The organism is Streptomyces sp. NPDC059567, assembly GCF_042735655.1.
Lineage (GTDB): Bacteria > Actinomycetota > Actinomycetes > Streptomycetales > Streptomycetaceae > Streptomyces.
This window is the reverse complement of the sequence record NZ_JBHWBS010000009.1, coordinates 20,792-39,152: the sequence shown is the minus strand read 5'-3', so window position 1 is coordinate 39,152 and position 18,361 is coordinate 20,792. Positions and strand designations below refer to the sequence as shown.

The 18,361-nt window shown below is 69.7% G+C and carries 15 protein-coding genes; 11 read left to right on the top strand and 4 right to left on the bottom strand.

The genetic code is table 11. The features are described 5' to 3' along the window. Positions 1-74: 74 nt before the first annotated feature. The 11 genes from ACFVZW_RS07030 to ACFVZW_RS06980 all read left to right on the top strand — a co-directional run bounded on the left by ACFVZW_RS07030 (position 75) and on the right by ACFVZW_RS06980 (position 12,442). Positions 75-1,262 carry an FAD-dependent monooxygenase gene (locus ACFVZW_RS07030; protein ID WP_384517867.1) on the top strand — a complete coding sequence of 396 codons (1,188 nt, stop codon included), beginning with the start codon at positions 75-77 and terminating at the stop codon, positions 1,260-1,262. Continuing rightward, on the top strand, positions 1,262-2,779 hold the full coding sequence (locus tag ACFVZW_RS07025) for a hypothetical protein (RefSeq protein WP_384517864.1): 1,518 nt from the start codon (positions 1,262-1,264) through the stop codon (positions 2,777-2,779). Before ACFVZW_RS07030 ends, ACFVZW_RS07025 begins: the two co-directional genes overlap by 1 nt. A 700-nt stretch (positions 2,780-3,479) precedes the next feature. Then, the gene (locus ACFVZW_RS07020) at positions 3,480-4,547 is read left to right on the top strand and encodes an ABC transporter substrate-binding protein (RefSeq protein ID WP_384517862.1); all 1,068 of its coding nucleotides are present in this window, start codon (positions 3,480-3,482) and stop codon (positions 4,545-4,547) included. Between the two features lie 4 nt (positions 4,548-4,551). Then, positions 4,552-5,403, top strand: coding sequence for an ABC transporter ATP-binding protein (locus ACFVZW_RS07015; RefSeq protein ID WP_384517859.1), 852 nt, complete (start codon positions 4,552-4,554; stop codon positions 5,401-5,403). After that, complete coding sequence (locus tag ACFVZW_RS07010) at positions 5,400-6,341, top strand: ABC transporter permease (RefSeq protein WP_384517856.1); 942 nt, start codon at positions 5,400-5,402, stop codon at positions 6,339-6,341. The genes ACFVZW_RS07015 and ACFVZW_RS07010 overlap by 4 nt, the downstream gene beginning before the upstream one ends. 93 nt (positions 6,342-6,434) lie before the next feature. After that, complete coding sequence (locus tag ACFVZW_RS07005) at positions 6,435-7,790, top strand: LLM class flavin-dependent oxidoreductase (protein ID WP_384517853.1); 1,356 nt, start codon at positions 6,435-6,437, stop codon at positions 7,788-7,790. Next, entirely contained in the window at positions 7,787-9,391 is a 1,605-nt protein-coding gene (locus ACFVZW_RS07000) for an FAD-binding protein (protein ID WP_384517851.1), read from the top strand. The genes ACFVZW_RS07005 and ACFVZW_RS07000 overlap by 4 nt, the downstream gene beginning before the upstream one ends. Beyond that, positions 9,388-9,756 carry a 4Fe-4S dicluster domain-containing protein gene (locus ACFVZW_RS06995; RefSeq protein WP_384517848.1) on the top strand — a complete coding sequence of 123 codons (369 nt, stop codon included), beginning with the start codon at positions 9,388-9,390 and terminating at the stop codon, positions 9,754-9,756. The genes ACFVZW_RS07000 and ACFVZW_RS06995 overlap by 4 nt, the downstream gene beginning before the upstream one ends. Before the next feature lie 25 nt (positions 9,757-9,781). After that, positions 9,782-10,681, top strand: a complete 900-nt coding sequence (locus ACFVZW_RS06990) for a TauD/TfdA dioxygenase family protein (protein WP_384517845.1) — start codon at positions 9,782-9,784, stop codon at positions 10,679-10,681. Positions 10,682-10,944: 263 nt separating this feature from the next. Beyond that, complete coding sequence (locus tag ACFVZW_RS06985) at positions 10,945-11,046, top strand: putative leader peptide (protein WP_384517842.1); 102 nt, start codon at positions 10,945-10,947, stop codon at positions 11,044-11,046. Between the two features lie 292 nt (positions 11,047-11,338). Further along, the gene (locus ACFVZW_RS06980; RefSeq protein WP_384517839.1) at positions 11,339-12,442 is read left to right on the top strand and encodes an ABC transporter substrate-binding protein; all 1,104 of its coding nucleotides are present in this window, start codon (positions 11,339-11,341) and stop codon (positions 12,440-12,442) included. Positions 12,443-12,573: 131 nt separating this feature from the next. Here ACFVZW_RS06980 and ACFVZW_RS06975 read toward each other — a convergent pair whose 3' ends face one another. The 4 genes from ACFVZW_RS06975 to ACFVZW_RS06960 all read right to left on the bottom strand — a co-directional run bounded on the left by ACFVZW_RS06975 (position 12,574) and on the right by ACFVZW_RS06960 (position 18,155). After that, positions 12,574-13,470 (bottom strand): formylglycine-generating enzyme family protein, encoded by an 897-nt coding sequence (locus ACFVZW_RS06975; protein WP_384517836.1) that lies wholly within the window; start codon positions 13,468-13,470, stop codon positions 12,574-12,576. Between the two features lie 78 nt (positions 13,471-13,548). Continuing rightward, positions 13,549-14,952 carry a sulfatase gene (locus ACFVZW_RS06970; RefSeq protein ID WP_384517833.1) on the bottom strand — a complete coding sequence of 468 codons (1,404 nt, stop codon included), beginning with the start codon at positions 14,950-14,952 and terminating at the stop codon, positions 13,549-13,551. 659 nt (positions 14,953-15,611) lie between these two features. Continuing rightward, the gene (locus ACFVZW_RS06965) at positions 15,612-16,331 is read right to left on the bottom strand and encodes a hypothetical protein (RefSeq protein ID WP_384517830.1); all 720 of its coding nucleotides are present in this window, start codon (positions 16,329-16,331) and stop codon (positions 15,612-15,614) included. A 357-nt stretch (positions 16,332-16,688) separates the two neighbouring features. Continuing rightward, on the bottom strand, positions 16,689-18,155 hold the full coding sequence (locus ACFVZW_RS06960; protein ID WP_384517827.1) for a membrane-associated oxidoreductase: 1,467 nt from the start codon (positions 18,153-18,155) through the stop codon (positions 16,689-16,691). Positions 18,156-18,361 lie beyond the last annotated feature (206 nt).

Below are 18,361 nucleotides of genomic sequence, written 5' to 3'. Positions count from 1 at the left end.
TCGCGTGCCGCTCGGGCACCGGATCGATGGCCGCCTGACCGGGGGGCGGCGCCCCCGAACCCAAGCGAGGACTCATGCCGCAGCGCGCCGCGACCATCGTCGGCGGCGGGATCGGCGGCCTCGCGGCGGCCGTCGCCCTGCACCGCCGGGGCTGGCACGTCGAGGTGCTTGAACGGGCCCCGGCGTTCACCGAGATCGGCGCCGGCATCTCCCTGTGGCCGAATGCGCTGCATGCGCTCGAGGCGCTCGGCCTGGCCGGGGAAGTCCGGGCACGGGGCGCGGTCGAGGCCGGCGGCGGCGTACGCGACCGCCAGGGCCGTTGGCTGTCGCGTACGGACAACGCGGAGCTGACGCGCCGTTTCGGCCACCCCTTGGTGGTCCTGCATCGCGCGGATCTGTTGCGGGCGCTCACCGAGGCGCTGCCCGCCGACAGCCTGCGGTCGGGCAGCGAGGTGTACGCGGTCCGCGACGACGGACAGGGCTTGGTCGTGGATCACCGCGGGGGTGAGTCGCGACCCGAACTCATCGTCGGCGCGGACGGGCTGCGCAGTGTGGTCCGCCGCACTGTGTGGCCGGAGGCGGCCGGTCCGCGGTATGCCGGATACACCGCCTGGCGCATGATCACCGAGTCCCTGGCCGAGCCACCCGCGGAGGGCGCGGCAATCTGGGGCCGTGGGGAGCGGTTCGGCTACACGGCGCTGCCGGGCGGGCGGATGTACTGCTTCGCGACCGCGTCGCTGCCGGCGGGAGGGGCCTCAGGCTCGTCCGCGTCCGAGTACGCCGAGCTGGTGCGCCGGTTCGGGTCGTGGCCGGACCCCGTTCCGGCTCTGCTGGCTGCCGTGCCCGTGGACGCGGTGCTACGGCACGACCTCTACGACCTGCCGCCGCTGGCCTCCTTCGCCTGCGGCCGGGTCGCGCTTCTGGGCGATGCCGCCCATGCCATGACCCCGAATCTGGGCCAGGGCGCGTGCCAGGCGCTGGAGGACGCGGTCACCCTCGCCCACTGCCTCGACGGCGCGCCGGACGTGGCGGCCGCGCTCCGTTCGTACGACCGGCTGCGCCGCCCGCGGACCCGGGCCATCACGCGCCGCTCCGCCCGGCTCGGCACTGTCGGCCAGCTGTCGTGGCCGCCTGCCGTGCTGCTGCGCGACACTGCCGCACGGTTGATGCCGACGCGGGCGACGCTGCGTTCCATGACGCCGGTGCTCGGCTGGACCGCCCCCGGTGCCCCGTCGGCCGCGACGAAGAGTGAGAGCCACTGATGCCGGACTGGACGTATCACCCGCTGCGCGGCGCGGCCGCTGCCGTCCTCGGCCGGCGCCGTTCGCAGCGATCGGCACTGCGTCTGCTGGCCTGGATCGGCTCGCGTCCCGCCGGCGCGCGGCTGATCGCCCGCGGGTTCGGCCACCGTCATCCGCCCAAGAGCCTTGCCGGTGAGATCGCGGGCGTGCCGGTGCGCGTTCGCATCGGTATATCCGTCCCGCCCTCGCTCGCCCGTGAGGCGGTCCGCGCCATGGCCCCGCTGGGTGCCGGTGTCGTCGAGGTGTCGCCCGTCTCGGCGGCCGACGTGGAGACCGTACGCGAGGCCGCCGCCGGCCGCTCGATCCCCCTGGTCGTCCGCGCTTGCGATCCGCAGGCCGAGGAAGCCCTCAAGGCTCATGTCGACGGGTTCACCAGCAGCGACGACCCGCATGTGGTCCATGTGTCCGACCCATCGGTCACCGCCGCCGCCGCGGTCGTGGAAGCGGGCGCTGTCGTGCTCGCCCGGCCCGGGGTGCTCGTCGAGGCCGGACCGGGCTGGTTCGCACGGGTCACCGAGGCCGCCACGCCCACCGCGCCCGCTCCGGTGCTCAGGGATGTCGGCCGCGATCCCCGGCGCTGGCCCGCCTGGTGGTGGGCGCTGCTCGTCGGGCTCGGTATGACGGGCGCCGGCCTCGGCGCCGCGGCGATCACACTGGGCCCGGTACTGCTCTGGTACGACCGCGACTACCTCGGTATGACGCTGCACGAACTGCATGCCGCCAACCACCACCTCGTCCACTTCCTCCAGCATGACCGGATCACCATGGCCGGCACGATGGTGGCGATCGGCGCCCTCTACACAGGCCTTGCGGTGGGCGGGATCAGACGTGGCTGGCCCTGGGCTCGCGAGGTGTATCTGCTTTCGGGGGCGATCGGTTTCCCCACCTTGTTCTACTTCCTGGTCACCGGTTTCGTGGAGCCCCTGCACACGGCCACCACGGTCGTGTTGTTCCCGATGTTCGTGGCCGCGGTCCGTCGGACCGGGCGCGTACCGCGGTGGCGTCTGGCGCCCGAGGGCCCGGAGCGCGAGCGCCGACGCGCGCTGGTGGGCCAGTTGATGCTGATCGTCACGGGAGCGGGGCTGTTCGCCGGCGGGGCGGTGATCTCGCTGGTCGGTCTGACCGGTGTCTTCGTGCCGACCGATCTGACCTTCCTGGGCACCAGCACGCAGATGCTGGAGTCCGTCAATCCCCGGCTCGTGCCGTTCGTCGCGCACGACCGTGCGGGGTTCGGCGGCGCCCTGATGTCCGCCGCGGTGGCGATCCTTCTGCTGAGCGCGTGGGGCTGGCGGCGGGGCGAGGCCTGGGTGTTCTGGACCCTGGGCGTGGCGGCGGCGGCCGGCTTCCTGCCCGCTGTCGTGGTGCACGGCGCGATCCACTACACGGACTTCATCCACCTCGCGCCGGTCTACCTCGGCATCGCCATGACCGGCACGGGGCTGCTGCTCGCCCGTCCGTACCTGTGCGCCAAGGCGTAGCCGAGGCCGAACGACCGACGCACCTCCCGGGCGAGCGCCCCGTGCCTCCCGCTTCTTGAGGGAGCACCGGCTGCGTCGTGAGCCTTGGCGACTCCGGGGGCCCTTGCCCGCGTGCTCCCCGGCTTCGCCCGCGGGCCTCCGAAGCGGCGGGGCTGTGGGCGGCCCGTCGTATGAAGCGTGCTCCCAGCGCCCCGCGTCAGGCAATTTGTGAACGCCGCACTTCGCGCGTATGTCACGAGATTCAATATGCGAGACGCAGCGGGAAGAGACATTGACGTGTCCGGTTTTCGCTGCAAGCCTCTTGGCCATGAGCACGTACGAGAACCTCGCCGCGCGGCTCCACGTCGAACTGCGACGTCAAGCCGGCGCCATCTGTTCCGTCGGTCGATAAGTCGGCCGAAAGCCGCCTTCTTCCTGCTCTCTGCGCTGTGGATTGCTGTGCCGCGCCACTGCGGTAGCTGACCGGACTCCTCGCCGACATTTCAGGTGAGGTTCCTTTCCGTCGTCCGGTGCTTTCCATGCACTGTCCCGAAATCCTGGCGCCCATTTCTGACCAGGCTGCCCAGGGCCAGCCCTGCTCGATGACGATTCTCGCAGCTTACGTAAAAGAACTCGGCAAAGAGTCTGAGCAAAGAATCGCAGCAGAAGAACTCCGTAGAAACACACTCCAGCCGCCCCATCGAATGTGAACAGGATTTCCATGACTACGACGGCGTCGACCCGACGACAGTTCCTCACTCTGCTCGGTCTCTCCGCGGTCGCGGTCGGTTGCGGCACGACTGCGACAGGCGCCGCCGGCAAGGGCCAGACCCGGACGCTGCGGTATCAGGGCTGGGCAGGACAGGTCACGTTGCCGGAGCTGGCCGAGGACCTCGGCTATCTGGAGGACGTGAAGCTGGAGTGGGTCGGCAACACGATCAGCGGGCCGCAGGACATCCAGTCCGCGGCCACCGGGCAGACGGACTTCGGCGGTGCCTTCAACGGCGCGGTCGTCAAACTGGCCGCGAACAAGGCCCCCATCAAGGCTGTCATCAGCTACTACGGCTCCGACAAGCACGCCTACAACGGCTACTACGTCCTCGAGGACAGCCCGATCCGCTCCGCCCGCGATCTGACCGGCAAGAAGGTCGGGATGAACACCCTCGGAGCACACGCGGAGGCCATGCTCGACATCTATCTCCAGCGAGGCGGTCTGCCCCGGGCGGACATCGACAAGGTCGAGTCTCTGGTGGTGCCTCCGGTGAACACCGAGCAGTCGCTGCGCCAGAAGCAGATCGACGTGGCCGTACTCGGCGGCATTCTGCGCGACAAGGCCCTCGAGACCGGAGGAATCCGGCCGCTCTTCACGGACTTCGAACTGCTCGGCGCCTTCAGCGCCGGCACCTACGTGATGACGGACCGCTTCCTCAAGCAGAACCCCGACACGGCCCGGACGTTCGCCACCGCGGTGGGGCGGGCCATCGAGTGGTCGCGCAGCACTCCGCACGCGGAGGTCATCGCCCGGATGACGGAGATCGTGAAGAAGCGCGGACGCAACGAGGACACGGCACCTCTGAAGTACTGGCGGTCCTACGGCGTCGCCGAGACGGCAGGCCGGATCACCGGCAAGGAACTCCAGCTCTGGATCGACTGGTTGGGCGCGCGCGGCGACATCCGGAAGGGCCAGGTCACCTTGGGCGACCTCTACACCAATGAGTTCAACACCGCCGGTGGGGGCGGCGCAGCGCCTGCCTCACCGTCCTCCTCCGCCTCGAAGAGCGGGAGCTGATCCCATGCCGGCATCCACCACACCCAAGATCGTGTTCGAGGGCGTCCGGAAGGTCTTCAAGGTCAAGGGCTCGACGGCGAAGGGAGGTTCGGGAACACGGAAGTCCAGGGAGTTCACGGCCGTCGACGGCATCGACCTGGAGATAGCGGCGGGCGAGTTCGTCGCCCTGGTCGGCCCCAGCGGCTGCGGCAAGTCGACACTGCTGGATCTCCTCGGCGGCCTTGCCCGGCCCACCGGCGGACAGATCCTGCTGGACGGCGCACCCGTCACCGGTCCCGGCCTGAACCGCGGCATCGTCTTCCAGCAGTACGCCCTGCTGCCCTGGCGCACAGCACAGGGAAATGTCGAGTTCGGCCTGGAGGCCATCGGCATGCCACGCCGCGAACGGGCCGCGCGGGCCCGGGAGTTCCTGGACCTGGTCGGCCTGTCCGGGTTCGAGAGCCGGCATCCGCATGAGCTGTCGGGCGGGATGCGGCAGCGGGTGGCGATCGCCCGCAGCCTCGCCTACGACCCGGACGTGCTGCTCATGGACGAGCCGTTCGCCGCGCTGGACGCCCAGACCCGTGAGTCGTTGCAGGACGAACTGCTCCGCATCTGGCAGCGCACCGGAAAGACCGTCGTCTTCATCACGCACAGCATCGACGAAGCCGTCTACCTGGGGCAGCGCGTCGCCGTCATGACGTCAAGGCCGGGCCGCATCAAGCAGATCGTGCCGGTCGCCCTCGACTCCCGTACCAGCACCGACGACATCCGTTCCAGCCCCGAGTTCGCACACCACCGGCACGAGATCTGGTCGCTGCTCCACGACGAAGTGGCCAGAGCTCAGCAGTTGGAGAAGGAGGAGGCTTCCGTATGAGCCTCACGACCGGCACGTCCACCGAAGTGAATCACTCACCGGGACCGGCGAGCCTCGCCGAGGACATCCACACCCCCTCCCTCCCCTCGACGGCGCCACCGTCGGCACCCTCCACGAAGCCGCGCCGGGCCCTCGATCGGAGGGCCCGCGTCCACCGGGCGGCCCACCGACTGCTGTCCCTCCTGGCGGCCGGGGCCACCAAGTCCGCGGCGATCGTGGCTCTGCTGGTGCTGTGGGAGACCGCGCCGCGGCTCGGACTGGTCGATCGGACCTTCCTGCCGCCGTTCAGCGAGGTCGCCGCCGCCTGGTGGGAGCTGGCGGCCGACGGTCAGCTCGCCGACAACACCTACGCCAGCCTGGTGCGCTCGTTCAGCGGATTCGGTCTGGCCCTGGCCGTCGCCGTACCTCTCGGTCTGCTGATCGGCTGGTACCGGCCTGTGGCCGCTCTGCTCGGTCCGCTGCTGGAGGTGTTCCGCAACACCGCGGCGCTGGCCCTGCTCCCGGTCTTCGTCCTGCTGCTGGGCATCGGGGAGACCTCGAAGATCTCCATCGTGGTGTACGCGTGCACCTGGCCGATCCTGCTCAACACGATCAGCGCCGTCCGCCATGTCGACCCCACGCTGCTGAAGCTCGCGAAGTCGATGGACCTGTCCACGCCGCGTCTGTTCCAGAAGGTCATCCTGCCGTCCGCCGTGCCGGTGATGTTCACGGGCGTCCGGCTGGCCGGGGCTGTGTCGATCCTGGTGCTGGTCGCCGCCGAGATGATCGGGGCGAAGGCGGGGCTCGGCTATCTGATCAACGCCTCGCAGTTCAACTTCGCGATCCCGCAGATGTACGCGGGCATCATCACGATCTCCGCCATCGGCGTGACCTTCAACCAGCTCCTGGTGGCCGTGGAACGCCGGCTCAGCTCCTGGCGCGTGTCCGCCGACGACTGATCCCGCGACGACTGAACCGCAACCCGACTGATCCCGCCGCCCTCCGGCCTCGCTGCCCCCGATCGTCCCACCGCCCCGGATCCGAGGAAGCCCATGACCGCGACCAGCCCACGCCGACTGCATCTCAACGCGTTTCTGATGAACGCCGGCCATCACGACGCCGCCTGGCGCCACCCCCGTACCCAGCCGGAGAGGGTCACCGATCTCCGCTACTTCCAGCAGCTCGCCCAGACCGCAGAGCGCGGTCTGCTCGACTCGGTCTTCCTCGCCGACGGTCTCGCCCTGTGGGGGAACGCCCGGTACAACACGGTCGGCGGCTTCGAACCGCTCACCCTGCTGTCCGCGCTGGCGGCGGTCACCGAGCACGTCGGACTGATCGCCACCGTCTCCACCACCTTCAACGAGCCCTTCCACACCGCCCGCAAGTTCGCCTCTCTGGACCACATCAGCGGCGGCCGGGCCGGCTGGAACATCGTCACCTCCGGCACCGTGAACGAGGCCCGCAACTTCGGCCAGGACGAGCACCTGGAGCACCGGCTGCGCTACGAGCGGGCTCGGGAGTTCGTCGACGTCGCCACGAAACTGTGGGACAGCTGGGAGGACGACGCGATCCTGCTCGACCGCGAGCGCGGTGTCTACGCGGACACCGACCGGGTGCGGGAGATCAATCACCGCGGGGAGTACTTCGGGGTGCAGGGTCCGCTGAACGTTCCGCGCAGCCCGCAGGGCCATCCACTGCTGGTCCAGGCCGGTTCGTCGGAGGACGGCAAGGAGTTCGCCGCCCAGTACGCCGAGGCGGTGTTCACCGCCCAGCAGACCCTGGCGGACGGCCAGGCCTTCTACAAGGACCTCAAGTCCCGGCTCGCGCGCCACGGCCGTGCCGAGGACCAGCTGCTCGTACTTCCCGGTATCGCCCCCGTCATCGGCTCGACCGAGGCCGAGGCACGCGAGCTGGAGCGGGAGCTCACGGAGCTGCAGATCCCCGAGTACGGACTCGCCCAGCTGTCCGGGATGCTCGGCACCGATCTGACAGGGCTGCCGCTGGACGGGCCACTGCCCGAGCTGCCCGAGGAGCGGGACATCAACGGCAACAAGAGCCGCTTCACGCTGGTCGCCGAACTGGGCCGCCGCGACGGCCTCACCCTGCGTGAGCTCATCGCCCGCCTCGGTGCCGGCCGCGGCCACCGGGTGCTCGCCGGCACCCCCGAGCAGATAGCCGACCAGATCCAGGAGTGGTTCACCCACGGTGCCGCCGACGGCTTCAACATCATGCCGCCCCATCTGCCGGGCGGCCTGGAGGACTTCGTCGACCACGTCGTACCGATCCTGCAGCGCCGCGGCCTGTTCCGCACCGAGTACACCGGCCGCACCCTGCGCGAACACTACGGCCTGACGCGCCCCGCCAACCGGCTGGCGTCGGCGGCCGCTGCAGAGGGACGGCCCGCATGACCGGGCTCGAACTCACCACGGACGTCCTGGTGGTCGGCGGCGGCCCCGCGGCGACGTGGGCCGCGCTCAAGGCGGCCCAGGCCGGCGCGGACGTGATCCTCGCCGACAAGGGCTACTGCGGCACGAGCGGTGCCACCGCCTCCAGTGGTACCGGGGTCTGGTACGTCCCGCCGGAGACCGCCGCGCGCGAGGCCGCCATGGCGAGCCGGGAGGCGCTGGGCGGGTTTCTCGCCGACCGGCGCTGGATGGCACGGGTGCTGGACCAGACGTACGCAGGGATGAACGAGCTGGCGACGGCCGGACGCTATCCCTTCCCGGCAGGGCCGGACGGAAGGCAGCTCAGGAACGGCCTGCAGGGGCCGGAGTACATGCGCAGGATGCGGATCCGCGTCCAGCGGGCCGGGGCACGCATCCTCGACCACAGCCCGGTCACCGAGCTGCTCACCGACCCCTCCGGGGCAGTCGCCGGAGCCGGGGGTCACCAGCGTCAGGCCGGGCGGCCGTACCGGGTGCGCGCCGGAGCGGTCGTTCTGGCCACCGGCGGCTGCGCATTCCTCAGCGGTGCGCTGGGCTGCAACGTCAACACCGGCGACGGCGCCCTGTTCGCCGCCGAAGCGGGCGCGGAACTGTCCGGCATGGAGTTCTCCAACGCCTACGGCATCGCGCCCGAGGGCACCTCCGTCACCAAGACCGCGTTCTACTCCTTCGCGACCTTCTACCGCGAGGACGACACGGTCCTGGAAGGCGCGGCCAGCCAGGGCGGCCGCTCCGTGATCGCGAGGACACTGCTCAGCGAGAAGGTGTACTGCCGCCTGGACCGGGCGGACCCGGCCGCCCGGCAGGCGATGCGGCTGGCGCAGCCGAACTTCTTCCTCACCTTCGACCGGCTCGGCATCGACCCCTTCACGCAGCGTTTCGCCGTCACCCTGCTCGCCGAGGGCACCGTGCGCGGCACCGGCGGCATCCGCATCGCCGGCGACGACTGCTCCACCACCGTCCCGGGGCTGTACGCGGCCGGGGACGCCGCCACCCGTGAGCTGATCTGTGGTGGCTTCACCGGCGGTGGCAGCCACAACGCCGCGTGGGCCATCTCCTCCGGCACGTGGGCAGGTCAAGGCGCGGCCCGCCACGCCCGCTCGCTCGGCGTCCGCGCCGGTACGAGGCGCCTCGCGGCCGCGGGCGGAGCCGGGCTCAGGCCGACCGGCACCCCCGGCCCCGCCGACGGATTCCGGGACGTCATCACCGCGGTCCAGGCCCAAGTGCTGCCGTACGAGAAGAACTATCTGCGCCACGGCGAGCAGCTCACCGCCTCCCTGCGGGTGCTCGACAGCGTCTGGCAGGACCTGCGCGCCACGCTGCATGCCGAGGGCGGGGACGTGGTGCGGGCCCGGCAGGCGTCGGCGATGGCGGCGCACGCCCGCTGGATGTACGCCGCGGCGCTGGCCCGCACCGAGACCCGCGGCATGGCCAAGCGACTCGACTTCCCGACGCAGGATCCCCGGCAGCACCACCGCATCGTCACGGGCGGCCTCGACCGGGTGTGGACCCGGCCCGAGCCCCTGACGACCACAGCGGACGTACCCATGGAGGTGGCTTCGTGATCGAACTGGTCTCGGCGGAACGCTGTATCACCTGCGACAAGTGCATCGAGGTCTGCCCCACCGACGTGTTCGACCGGGGTGCGGACGGCATCCCGGTGCTCGCCCGCCGCGACGACTGCCAGACCTGCTTCCAGTGCGAGGCGAACTGCCCGGCCGACGCGCTGTACGTCGCGCCCCAGACCCGCCCGCTTCCCGACGACCCCACCGCCCGCGACGAGGAGCACCTGGCCCGTACCGGCCTGCTCGGCAGCTATCGCCGGCACATCGGCTGGGGGCGAGGGCGCACGCCCGGCGCGCTGCGAGCCGTCGGCCCTTCCCTCGGCCCCCCAGGGGCCAAGGGCGCCTCACTGCCCATCACCTCCTGATCACCTCCCGAAGGGAACCCCGCACATGACCACCAGCACCGGCTTCGACATCCGCAGGATCGGCGGCCGCATCGGCGCGGAGATCCTCGGCGTGGACCTCGGCGCCGAACTCGACCCCGCCGTCGTCACCGAGATCAACTCCGCGCTCCTGGAACACAAGGCGCTCGTCTTCCGGGACCAGCAGCTCGACGACGCGGGCCAGCTCCGCTTCGCCTCCCTCTTCGGCGAGCTGACCACCGCGCACCCCACCGTGCCGTCCGTCGACGGCCGGCCCCAGATCCTGCCCGTCGACGGCGACGAGGGCATCCGCGCCAACCACTGGCACACGGACGTCACCTTCGTCCGTACGCCGCCGAAGGCGTCCACGCTGCGCAGCATCGTGGTCCCGCCCTACGGCGGCAACACCCTCATCGCCAACGCGGGTGCCGCGTACCGGGATCTGCCCGAGCCGCTGCGCGAGCTGGCCGACAAGCTGTGGGCGGTGCACACCAACGACTACGACTACGCGGCCCCGAGGAGCGAGAAGGCTGCCGAGCACCGCAAGCGGTTCGTCTCCCGGAAGTACCGCACCGCCCACCCGGTCGTCCGGGTCCACCCCGAGACCGGGGAGCGCGGGCTGTTCATCGGAGGCTTCGCCCAGAGCATCATCGGCCTCGGTCCCTCCGACTCCCGCGACCTGCTGCGCATCTTCCAGGCGTACGTCACCCGCCCCGAGAACATCGTGCGCGTGGCGTGGCGGCCGGGCGACCTCGTCCTGTTCGACAACCGCATCACCCAGCACTACGCCCCCGACGACTACGGCGACCTGCCTCGACTGCTGCACCGGGTGACGGTCGCGGGGGATGTCCCGGCCGGTGCCGACGGCATCCTCAGCTACGTCATCGAGGGCGACGACGCCGCCCACTACACGCCTGCGGCCGGCTGAACCCCCTCGGCCGCCGGGCAGATGTCCCTGTCCGGCGGCCGAGGGCCGCACGCGGCGGACACCGGCCGACGCCGTACCTGCCGCACCGTACCTTGCCCGCGTTGGCAGGGCGGATGGCCACGGGCTTCGAGGTCGCCACCAGCGGATTCTCGCAAGGCGAGACGGAACTGTCCATAATATGGTCGACCTCTTGGGGTAAAGGCCACCCTCTGCCACCATGCCTACCAACCAGGTGGGAAAACTAGGGATGGGGAGAGGTGGCCATGCGAACGCTGAACAACGCACGCCGTCCGCTTCCCCTTCTGACCTCTCGCCGCCATATCGACCTCGGCCGTACGTCCAGCGCCATCTGTCAGCCTGTCTGACCCTGGCCATAGAGCCGGCTCCGCAGAGCGCACTCCTGCACTGCTCGCCGCCCCGCCCTCCGTCGGCCGGGCGCCCCGCATCTCCATGGACCGCAAGTCGTCTGGCGCGGCGTGGCATCGACCGCAGCTCGACATGTACCTCCGCCGTATCCGGCGCACACCAGACTCTCAGCCCACGACGGCGATCCCGTCGCCGCCGGCGGAGGGCGAATGCAACGCATGCCGACGGCTCTGCGTCGCGCGATTCCGTACCTCCCCGAACACCCATCCCGTCCCGTGAAAGGGCACCTCCGTGTCTGCCGCAAGACCGCTCACCACCCTGCGCACCATCGCCGTCACTGCGGCGCTTCCCCTTCTGCTCACCGCCTGCGGTTACGGCTCCCAGGCCGACGACAGCAAGAAGACCGAGGTGGCCGCCAAGGGCGACAAGCTCTCCGCCGACACCGTCCGCATCGGATACTTCCCGAACCTCACCCACGCCACGGCCCTCGTCGGCATCCAGGAAGGCCTGATCCAGAAGGAGCTCGGCGGCACCACGATCAAGCCGCAGACCTTCAACGCCGGCCCGTCCGAGATCGAGGCGCTCAACGGCGGCTCGCTCGACATCGGCTTCATCGGCCCCTCCCCGTCCATCAACGGCTACGTGAAGTCCAAGGGCAAGAACCTGCGGATCATCTCCGGCTCCGCATCCGGCGGCGTGAAGCTCGTCGTCAACCCGGCCAAGATCAAGACCCTCGACGACCTCAAGGGCAAGAAGATCGCCACTCCGCAGAAGGGCAACACGCAGGACGTCGCGTTCCTCAACTGGATCTCGGAGAAGGGCTGGAAGGTCGACTCCGAGAGCGGCAAGGGCGACGTCTCCGTGGTCCGCAGCGACAACAAGGTGACCCCCAACGCGTACAAGTCCGGGTCGATCGACGGTGCCTGGGTGCCGGAGCCGACCGCGTCCAAGCTGGTCAGCGAGGGCGGGAAGGTGCTGCTCGACGAGTCCACGCTGTGGCCCGACAAGAAGTTCGTGATCACGAACATCATCGTGTCGCAGACCTTCCTGAAGGAGCACCCGGACGTGGTCGAAGCCGTGCTGCGCGGCACGGTGAAGACCAATGAGTGGATCAACGCCAACCCGGACAAGGCCAAGGCGTCGGCCAACGCCGCCCTGAAGGCCGAGACCGGCAAGGAGCTCGGCGCCGCGGTCATCGACCCGGCGTGGCCGAGCATCCAGATCCTCGACGACCCGCTGGCCGCCACGCTGAAGACGCAGGCCGACTACGCGGTCAAGACCGGTCTGCTCAAGGAGCCCGACCTCAACGGCATCTACGACCTGACGCTGCTCAACAAGGTCCTGAAGGCCGCCGGCAAGCCCGAGGTCTCCGACGCCGGTCTCGGCGCCAAGTAATTTCGGAGGAAGCACGGTTCGGGACCCGGACTCCGGCCCGTCTTCACCCTGGGGCCGATCTCCCGTGCCCACATGACAGAGGCCGTTGCGGAACACTCCGCAACGGCCTCTGCCCTTGCGGGCGGACGGCGCTACGCGGGGTCGGCGGCCACTCGGAACCCGATGTTGCCGGTCGAACTGTCGGGCGTGTTGGAGCTGCGGGCGGCCACCCGGTAGCGGTTGCAGTAGGAGTCGTGGCACAGGTACGAGCCGCCCCGCATCGCCCGGGAGGTCTCCTCGCCGCCGAACCGGTCCGCGCACCACTCCCAGACGTTGCCGACCGTGTTGTAGAGCCCGAAACCGTTGGGGCGGAAGGACTTCACGGGAGCCGTTCCGACGTAGCCGTCGGCCGCGGTGTTGACGGTGGGGAACTCGCCCTGCCAGATGTTGCACATGTGCCGGCCACCGGGCGTGAGCTCGTCACCCCACGGGTAGCGGCGCTGCTCCAGTCCGCCGCGGGCCGCGTACTCCCACTCGGCCTCGGTGGGAAGGCGGGTGCCCGACCAGGCGCAGTAGGCCTGGGCGTCGTTCCAGGACACGTGGACGACGGGGTGGTTCTGACGGTCGGTGATGTGCGAGCCGGGCCCCTCGGGGTGGCGCCAGTCGGCTCCCTCCACCGCCCGCCACCAGGGGACGGCCGTCACGGGCGGGGAGATGTCGGCGACCGAGTCGGCGAGGAACGCGCCGAAGGTGAAGGAGAAGCCGAAGCGCTCGGCCTCGGTGACGTGTCCGGTGGCCTTGACGAACGTGGCGAACTGGGCGTTCGTGACGGTCGTGGCCGCGATACGGAAGGGCTCCACGGCCACCTCGCGCACCGGCCCCTCAGCGTCCGCGGGGAAGCCCTCCGGGTCGTCGGTGCCCATGAGAAAGCGCCCTCCCGGCAGGGTGAGCAGCTGCCGAGCCACCCGGGAGGACTGGAGCGAGGGGCGGGGCGGTGCGAGGGTCACTACCGGGACGTGGGCGTGACCAGGGGTGCAGCATTCGGGCATGACGGCTCCGTCGGAACGATGGGCGGCCGTCACCCGTGCCCGGCGACACGGGTGACGGCGAGCGATACCGAGCGCGGGTCAGGACACCCGGTCGGCGGCGAGCTGGGCGGCCAGGGCGGGGATGCCGAGAGCCTGCTCCTGGGCCGGGGTGGCCTGGTACAGCTTGTTGGTCAGCTGGTACGGATCGTTCACCAGGTCGTAGTACTCGCGGAACTTCACCTGGCCGGTGCCGGACACCGTGCCGTTCCCGTCGGTCGTCAGGTCGTAGTACTCCGTGTACTGCTCGTCCTTGGCCACGTACGAGGACCACGTCGGGGCCCCGCCGGTACCGGCGCCCTGCTTCCACCACTCCACCAGCAGGTGATCACGGCTGTGGGAGGAGAGCAGGGACCTGCCGTCCTGCGGAGCGCTCGGAGTGATGCCCGCCGCATCAAGGATGGTCGGCGCGATGTCGATGTTGGCGACGATACGGCTGTCCACGGTTCCCGCGCCCAGTCCGCCGGCCGGCCAGGAGAGGTAGAACGGCACCTCGTGCGCCGGGCGGTAGGGCACGGACTTCGCGGTCCAGCCGTGATCCCCCCAGCTGAAGCCGTTGTCGCCGATGTAGATGACGAGGGTGTTGTCCAGCTGCCCCAGGGCTTGGAGCTTGTCCTTGAAGGCCTGCACCGCGTCGTCGACGGAGAGCAGCGTGCGCAATTGCTCGGCGCGGATGGTCCGGCCTTCGGCGAGCGTGCCGGTGGCGTTCCTGATGTAGGCTGGCTTGTCGCTGCGGTCGCTCTCGGGAACGGAGGGGCGGCCGTTCCAGTCCGGGACCGGAGCGCCGGCGTACTTCGCCTCGGGGGTGCGCGGGCCGTGGGAGGCGTAGGGAGTGACGTACGCGAACCAGGGCCGGGAATCCGTGGTGGCCTTGTCGAGGAAGCTCAGCGTGCGGTTCTTGACGATGGTGGTGGTGTAGCCGTTGATCGTCTGGACGGTTCCGTTGACGTTCCACTGGGCGTCGACGTATCCGGGCTGGAGGAGGGCGAACTCCTCGAAGTGCGGCGGGTTGTCCGACAGGGGCCAGGAGTTGAGGTACTTGCCGAACAGGCCGGTGCGGTAGCCCGCCTGCTTGAGGTACTTCTGCACGGTGGTGCTCTGGTCGAGCGAGAGCGAGGCCTTGTTGTTGCGCACGCCGTGGTTGTGGGCGTGGCGGCCGGAGAAGACGCTGGAGCGCGAGGGAGAGCACAACGGGGTGGTGACGTGGCCGTTGGTGAACTTCACGCCCTGGCCGGCGAGCCAGGCGACGGCCTTGGGCAGGGCCCACTCGGTGTGCTTGGGCTGGTCGTCGGTGACGATCAGCAGGATGTTCGGACGGCCGGCGGCAGCGGCGGGGCCGGCTCCGGCGATCTGCGCGAAGGCGGGTACAGCGGTCGCGGCCGCCACAGCGGCGGCGCCGCCGAGGAAGCCCCGTCGGCTCACCGGCGGGCGTTGTTTCTCGCTCATGATGTCCATTCCTCCGGGGTGCGTCTGCACAGGGGGGCGCAGCGGACGGACTGTGGGACGAGCCGTCGGCCGCGATGCGGAAGGGGAAGAGACGGGAGTCAGGCGGGGAGCGCCAGGTGGGGATCCCGTGGGGGAGAGGGCGCGATCAGCGCGCCGGGGCGACCGTACAGAGGGCGCTCGCCGCACGCCCGTGGTCGACGTGACGGCGCGCAGTGAGGATTCCTGCTGCCATGCCCACGACAGTAGGCGAAGGGGAACGGCGGTTCCATGTACGGCGGATGAAATGGGCTCCCGCAACGGCCGCGCGATCCTCCGGGACGGGGTGGGGCCGGGGCCGCCGCGGCGGACCGCGCCGTCGCGGCCGCTGCCGAGCCGTGCGTCCACCCTCGTGACCGCCGGCGCCTACGCCCATGGCCCGATCGGGCATTCGGGCCGTGCGGCCCGAACAACGGTCTGTGGGGCGAGGAACCGGACGGCGCGAGGGCTTCTGTGGCTCAGGAGTACGCGCGGTGGTGGCTGAAAGCGGAAGGGCCGCCATGCATGCGGCGTCCTGATCGACTTTCGGTATGAGGAAGTCGGGGAGGTCGTCTCGAACGTACACCACCGCGGTCCGCGGGCTTCGCTTGCGACGATGGTCCTGGGGCGCCGTGCCCGAATGGCTAGGCGTTCGTGGGAGCCTTCACGTTCTCCTCGTCCGGAGTTTCGGCGGGTGCGGGCTTGGAGTACATCACGGAGCCCTGCTGGGTTCCCTTCGCGACGATGCCCTTCTTCGTCAGGCTTTCCAGGTTGTTGCGGACGACCTGGATAGATGTCGTGCGCTCGGGATATGTCTCCACGAGTTCGGTGCGGATCTCGCTGACCAGGCGGGGCTCACCAGCGTGCTTGGTCAGGATGCTTTCGATGAGACTGCGCAGGGGAGGCTCGTCGGTCTTCTTCGCGACGGACGCCTGGGGCGATGCGGCCTTGTCGGGAGTGGCCTTCTTCGCGACGGTCTTCCTGGCGACCGGCTTCTTCGCGACCGGCGTCTTGGCGACGGGCTTCTTCGACGCGGCCTTCTGGGCGGGCTTGCTGGTGGCCTTCTCCTGCCTGGGCTTCTCCTGCCTGGGCTGCGGAACGGCGACGTCCGGCTCGGCGGGCGACGGGGTGGTGAGGGGTGCCTCAACAGTTGCGGGTGTCACCTCGGAGGCTTCGGGCGTCGAATCCACGGCCGGTGGCACTGTTCCCAGCATCTCGGCCAGCCACTTCTCGTCCGTCTTGAGCTGGTCCAACCGTGACTGGAGTTCGGCGAGTTGCCGGGCGATGTCCTCCTGCTCGGAACGGTTCTTCTCGATGTCCTCGGCGAACCGCTCGGCGTACACGATCTGAATGTTGTCGGCCATGGCAGCTGATTCTCCTTCGCCTGGGTGTGTTGCTGCCGGATGCTACTCACCGCGGAAGCCATATGGGTGGGCTTTGTCCGGGGCCACCCTTTCGAGACCTGCTCACGGGCGCCATCTCCGGCCCCGAAGGGGCCCGGTATCGGGCCTGTACGGTCAGGTGTTTGCAGGCGGAGTTCGAATGCTGGGCAGGGCGGCAATCCGGCACCGGTGCAGCGCGGGCCGAAGAGCTCTAGGACATACGCCACGCAACCTGAATCGGGCCACGTCCTGTGCGATGAGTGAATCCACAGGCCGCTCGTGTACTTCCTCCAGCGTGACCGGATGACCACGGCAGGGATCGCCCGGTCCCGGACGGGGTCATTGGCGGTTGACCGTGCGGGTCACGCCGGCGACGATCGTGGTCGCCAGGATCCAGCCGGTGATGATCAGGGCGTACGACAACCACTGGTGCCAGCCGTCGGGGGCGAATGCCGACTCCTGGCCGAAGTTGATGACCGGCAGGAGCAGGTCGAGGGTGTAGAAGACGGGGTTGAAGTCAGGTGTCTCGTCGGGCTTGATCGGGCGTGGGTGGTCCAGGCCGTACGCGATCGACCCGATGGTCATCAGGGACAGCAGCCACACGGCCGCGCGCAGCGGACGGAAGCCGTAGCCGACGGTGGCGTCCTGGACGTACCCCCACAGTCGTCCGTACCAGGTGAGAGTGGCACGTCGGCGGCGCTGCTTGGCGAGTTGGACGAGCCGCGCCGCGTCATCGTCGCCGACGTGGCGATAGGCCGCCGTCAACTGCTCGTAGCCGTACGGCTCATACCGCTCACCGTCCCGCTCCAGCATCGGAAGGCGGTTCTCGGCGGGCTCGTGCGGGGCGAGTACGGTGTAGGTGAGATTGCTGAGATACACCTGGTCCGGCAGCATCTCCGGTTCAAGGGTCAGGATCTCTATCTGGGAACGCCGTAGATTCAGGGCTCCCTCGATGCGATCGCCACCGCGCAGCCAGAGTTCACCGATGACACAACTGCTCGCCCGCAATGCCGTGTCACCTGGATGCGACAGGTGGGCGTGGAGCAGGTCGAGACGGCCCGTGATGCGCGAGCCTCGAAGCTCGACCCGACCCCGCGTACGGATGCACCGCGCGCGAACATGGGCTCCCACGTTGAGGTTCTGTGCGTCCACCGCGGTGCCATCGGGCGCGTCGAATTCGGCGTCCTGAACGTTGATCCGCCCGGCGATGGAGGCGCCGGTGAGTCGTACCTGTCCATGCGCGCGCATCTCCGGCGCCCACAAGTCGGCCCCGATCACCGCCTGGTTGAGCTGCAGCACCGGCTCGGAGTCGGCCGGTGCCGTGAACTCCGCCTGCTCCATGAACAGCGCCCCGGAGATCTGCGCCCCGCCGAGCCGCACCGGCCCCCGCATTCGGCAACCCGTCAACCGCAACACACCCTCGACCCGCATGGTGGCCGAGGCCAGGCCCGGCAGAACGGACTTGCTCAGATTGAGCTGACGCAGCTGGGCGCCGTACAGGTCGGGGACGTCGTCGAACCGGCAGTGACTCAGCCGGACGGCGGCGTCGATCGTCGCGTACTTCAGGTTCAGTACGCCGGTGATCCGCGCCCCCGCGATCTTGAGCGAGGCGACTTCCCCCTCCTCCTGCGGAGCCTTGATCAGCAGCGCGCGCAGCACACTCGCCCGTACGGTCCGCTCAGCGCCCCAGGTGTCGCCGAGTGCCGGATCCTCGTCCTCGGCGGCCCGAAAGTCCACGGACTCGCCTCGCGGAAAGGCCTGCCATACGCGCACCTCGGCCGGCGTCAGATCGTTTGTCTCGCTCACCCCGGGACTCTGACGTGCTGCGTTCGAGCTGTCAATTGCCGTACGGAGCACGCCATGCCGTCCGAAACCGCCGCACCGCACCGTCCACTCGGCCCGCAACTCATCGACGACGGTCCACTGAAGAGGACGACTCGTGAACTGATGTCGGTTGCCGGGCAAGGCTGCGTCCGGGCTGCTGGTCGCCATGCTCGGTCGGTTGCTGAGGA

Bases quoted from the DNA above. Each gene is read 5' to 3' on its own strand.
- ACFVZW_RS07015 (WP_384517859.1), top strand. From the start codon at position 4,552: ATGCCGGCATCCACCACACCCAAGATCGTGTTCGAGGGCGTCCGGAAG.
- ACFVZW_RS06985 (WP_384517842.1), top strand. From the start codon at position 10,945: ATGCGAACGCTGAACAACGCACGCCGTCCGCTTCCCCTTCTGACCTCT.
- ACFVZW_RS07020 (WP_384517862.1), top strand. From the start codon at position 3,480: ATGACTACGACGGCGTCGACCCGACGACAGTTCCTCACTCTGCTCGGT.
- ACFVZW_RS06965 (WP_384517830.1), bottom strand. From the start codon at position 16,331: ATGGCCGACAACATTCAGATCGTGTACGCCGAGCGGTTCGCCGAGGAC.
- ACFVZW_RS07010 (WP_384517856.1), top strand. From the start codon at position 5,400: ATGAGCCTCACGACCGGCACGTCCACCGAAGTGAATCACTCACCGGGA.
- ACFVZW_RS07000 (WP_384517851.1), top strand. From the start codon at position 7,787: ATGACCGGGCTCGAACTCACCACGGACGTCCTGGTGGTCGGCGGCGGC.
- ACFVZW_RS07030 (WP_384517867.1), top strand. From the start codon at position 75: ATGCCGCAGCGCGCCGCGACCATCGTCGGCGGCGGGATCGGCGGCCTC.
- ACFVZW_RS06975 (WP_384517836.1), bottom strand. From the start codon at position 13,470: ATGCCCGAATGCTGCACCCCTGGTCACGCCCACGTCCCGGTAGTGACC.
- ACFVZW_RS07005 (WP_384517853.1), top strand. From the start codon at position 6,435: ATGACCGCGACCAGCCCACGCCGACTGCATCTCAACGCGTTTCTGATG.
- ACFVZW_RS06990 (WP_384517845.1), top strand. From the start codon at position 9,782: ATGACCACCAGCACCGGCTTCGACATCCGCAGGATCGGCGGCCGCATC.
- ACFVZW_RS06970 (WP_384517833.1), bottom strand. From the start codon at position 14,952: ATGAGCGAGAAACAACGCCCGCCGGTGAGCCGACGGGGCTTCCTCGGC.
- ACFVZW_RS07025 (WP_384517864.1), top strand. From the start codon at position 1,262: ATGCCGGACTGGACGTATCACCCGCTGCGCGGCGCGGCCGCTGCCGTC.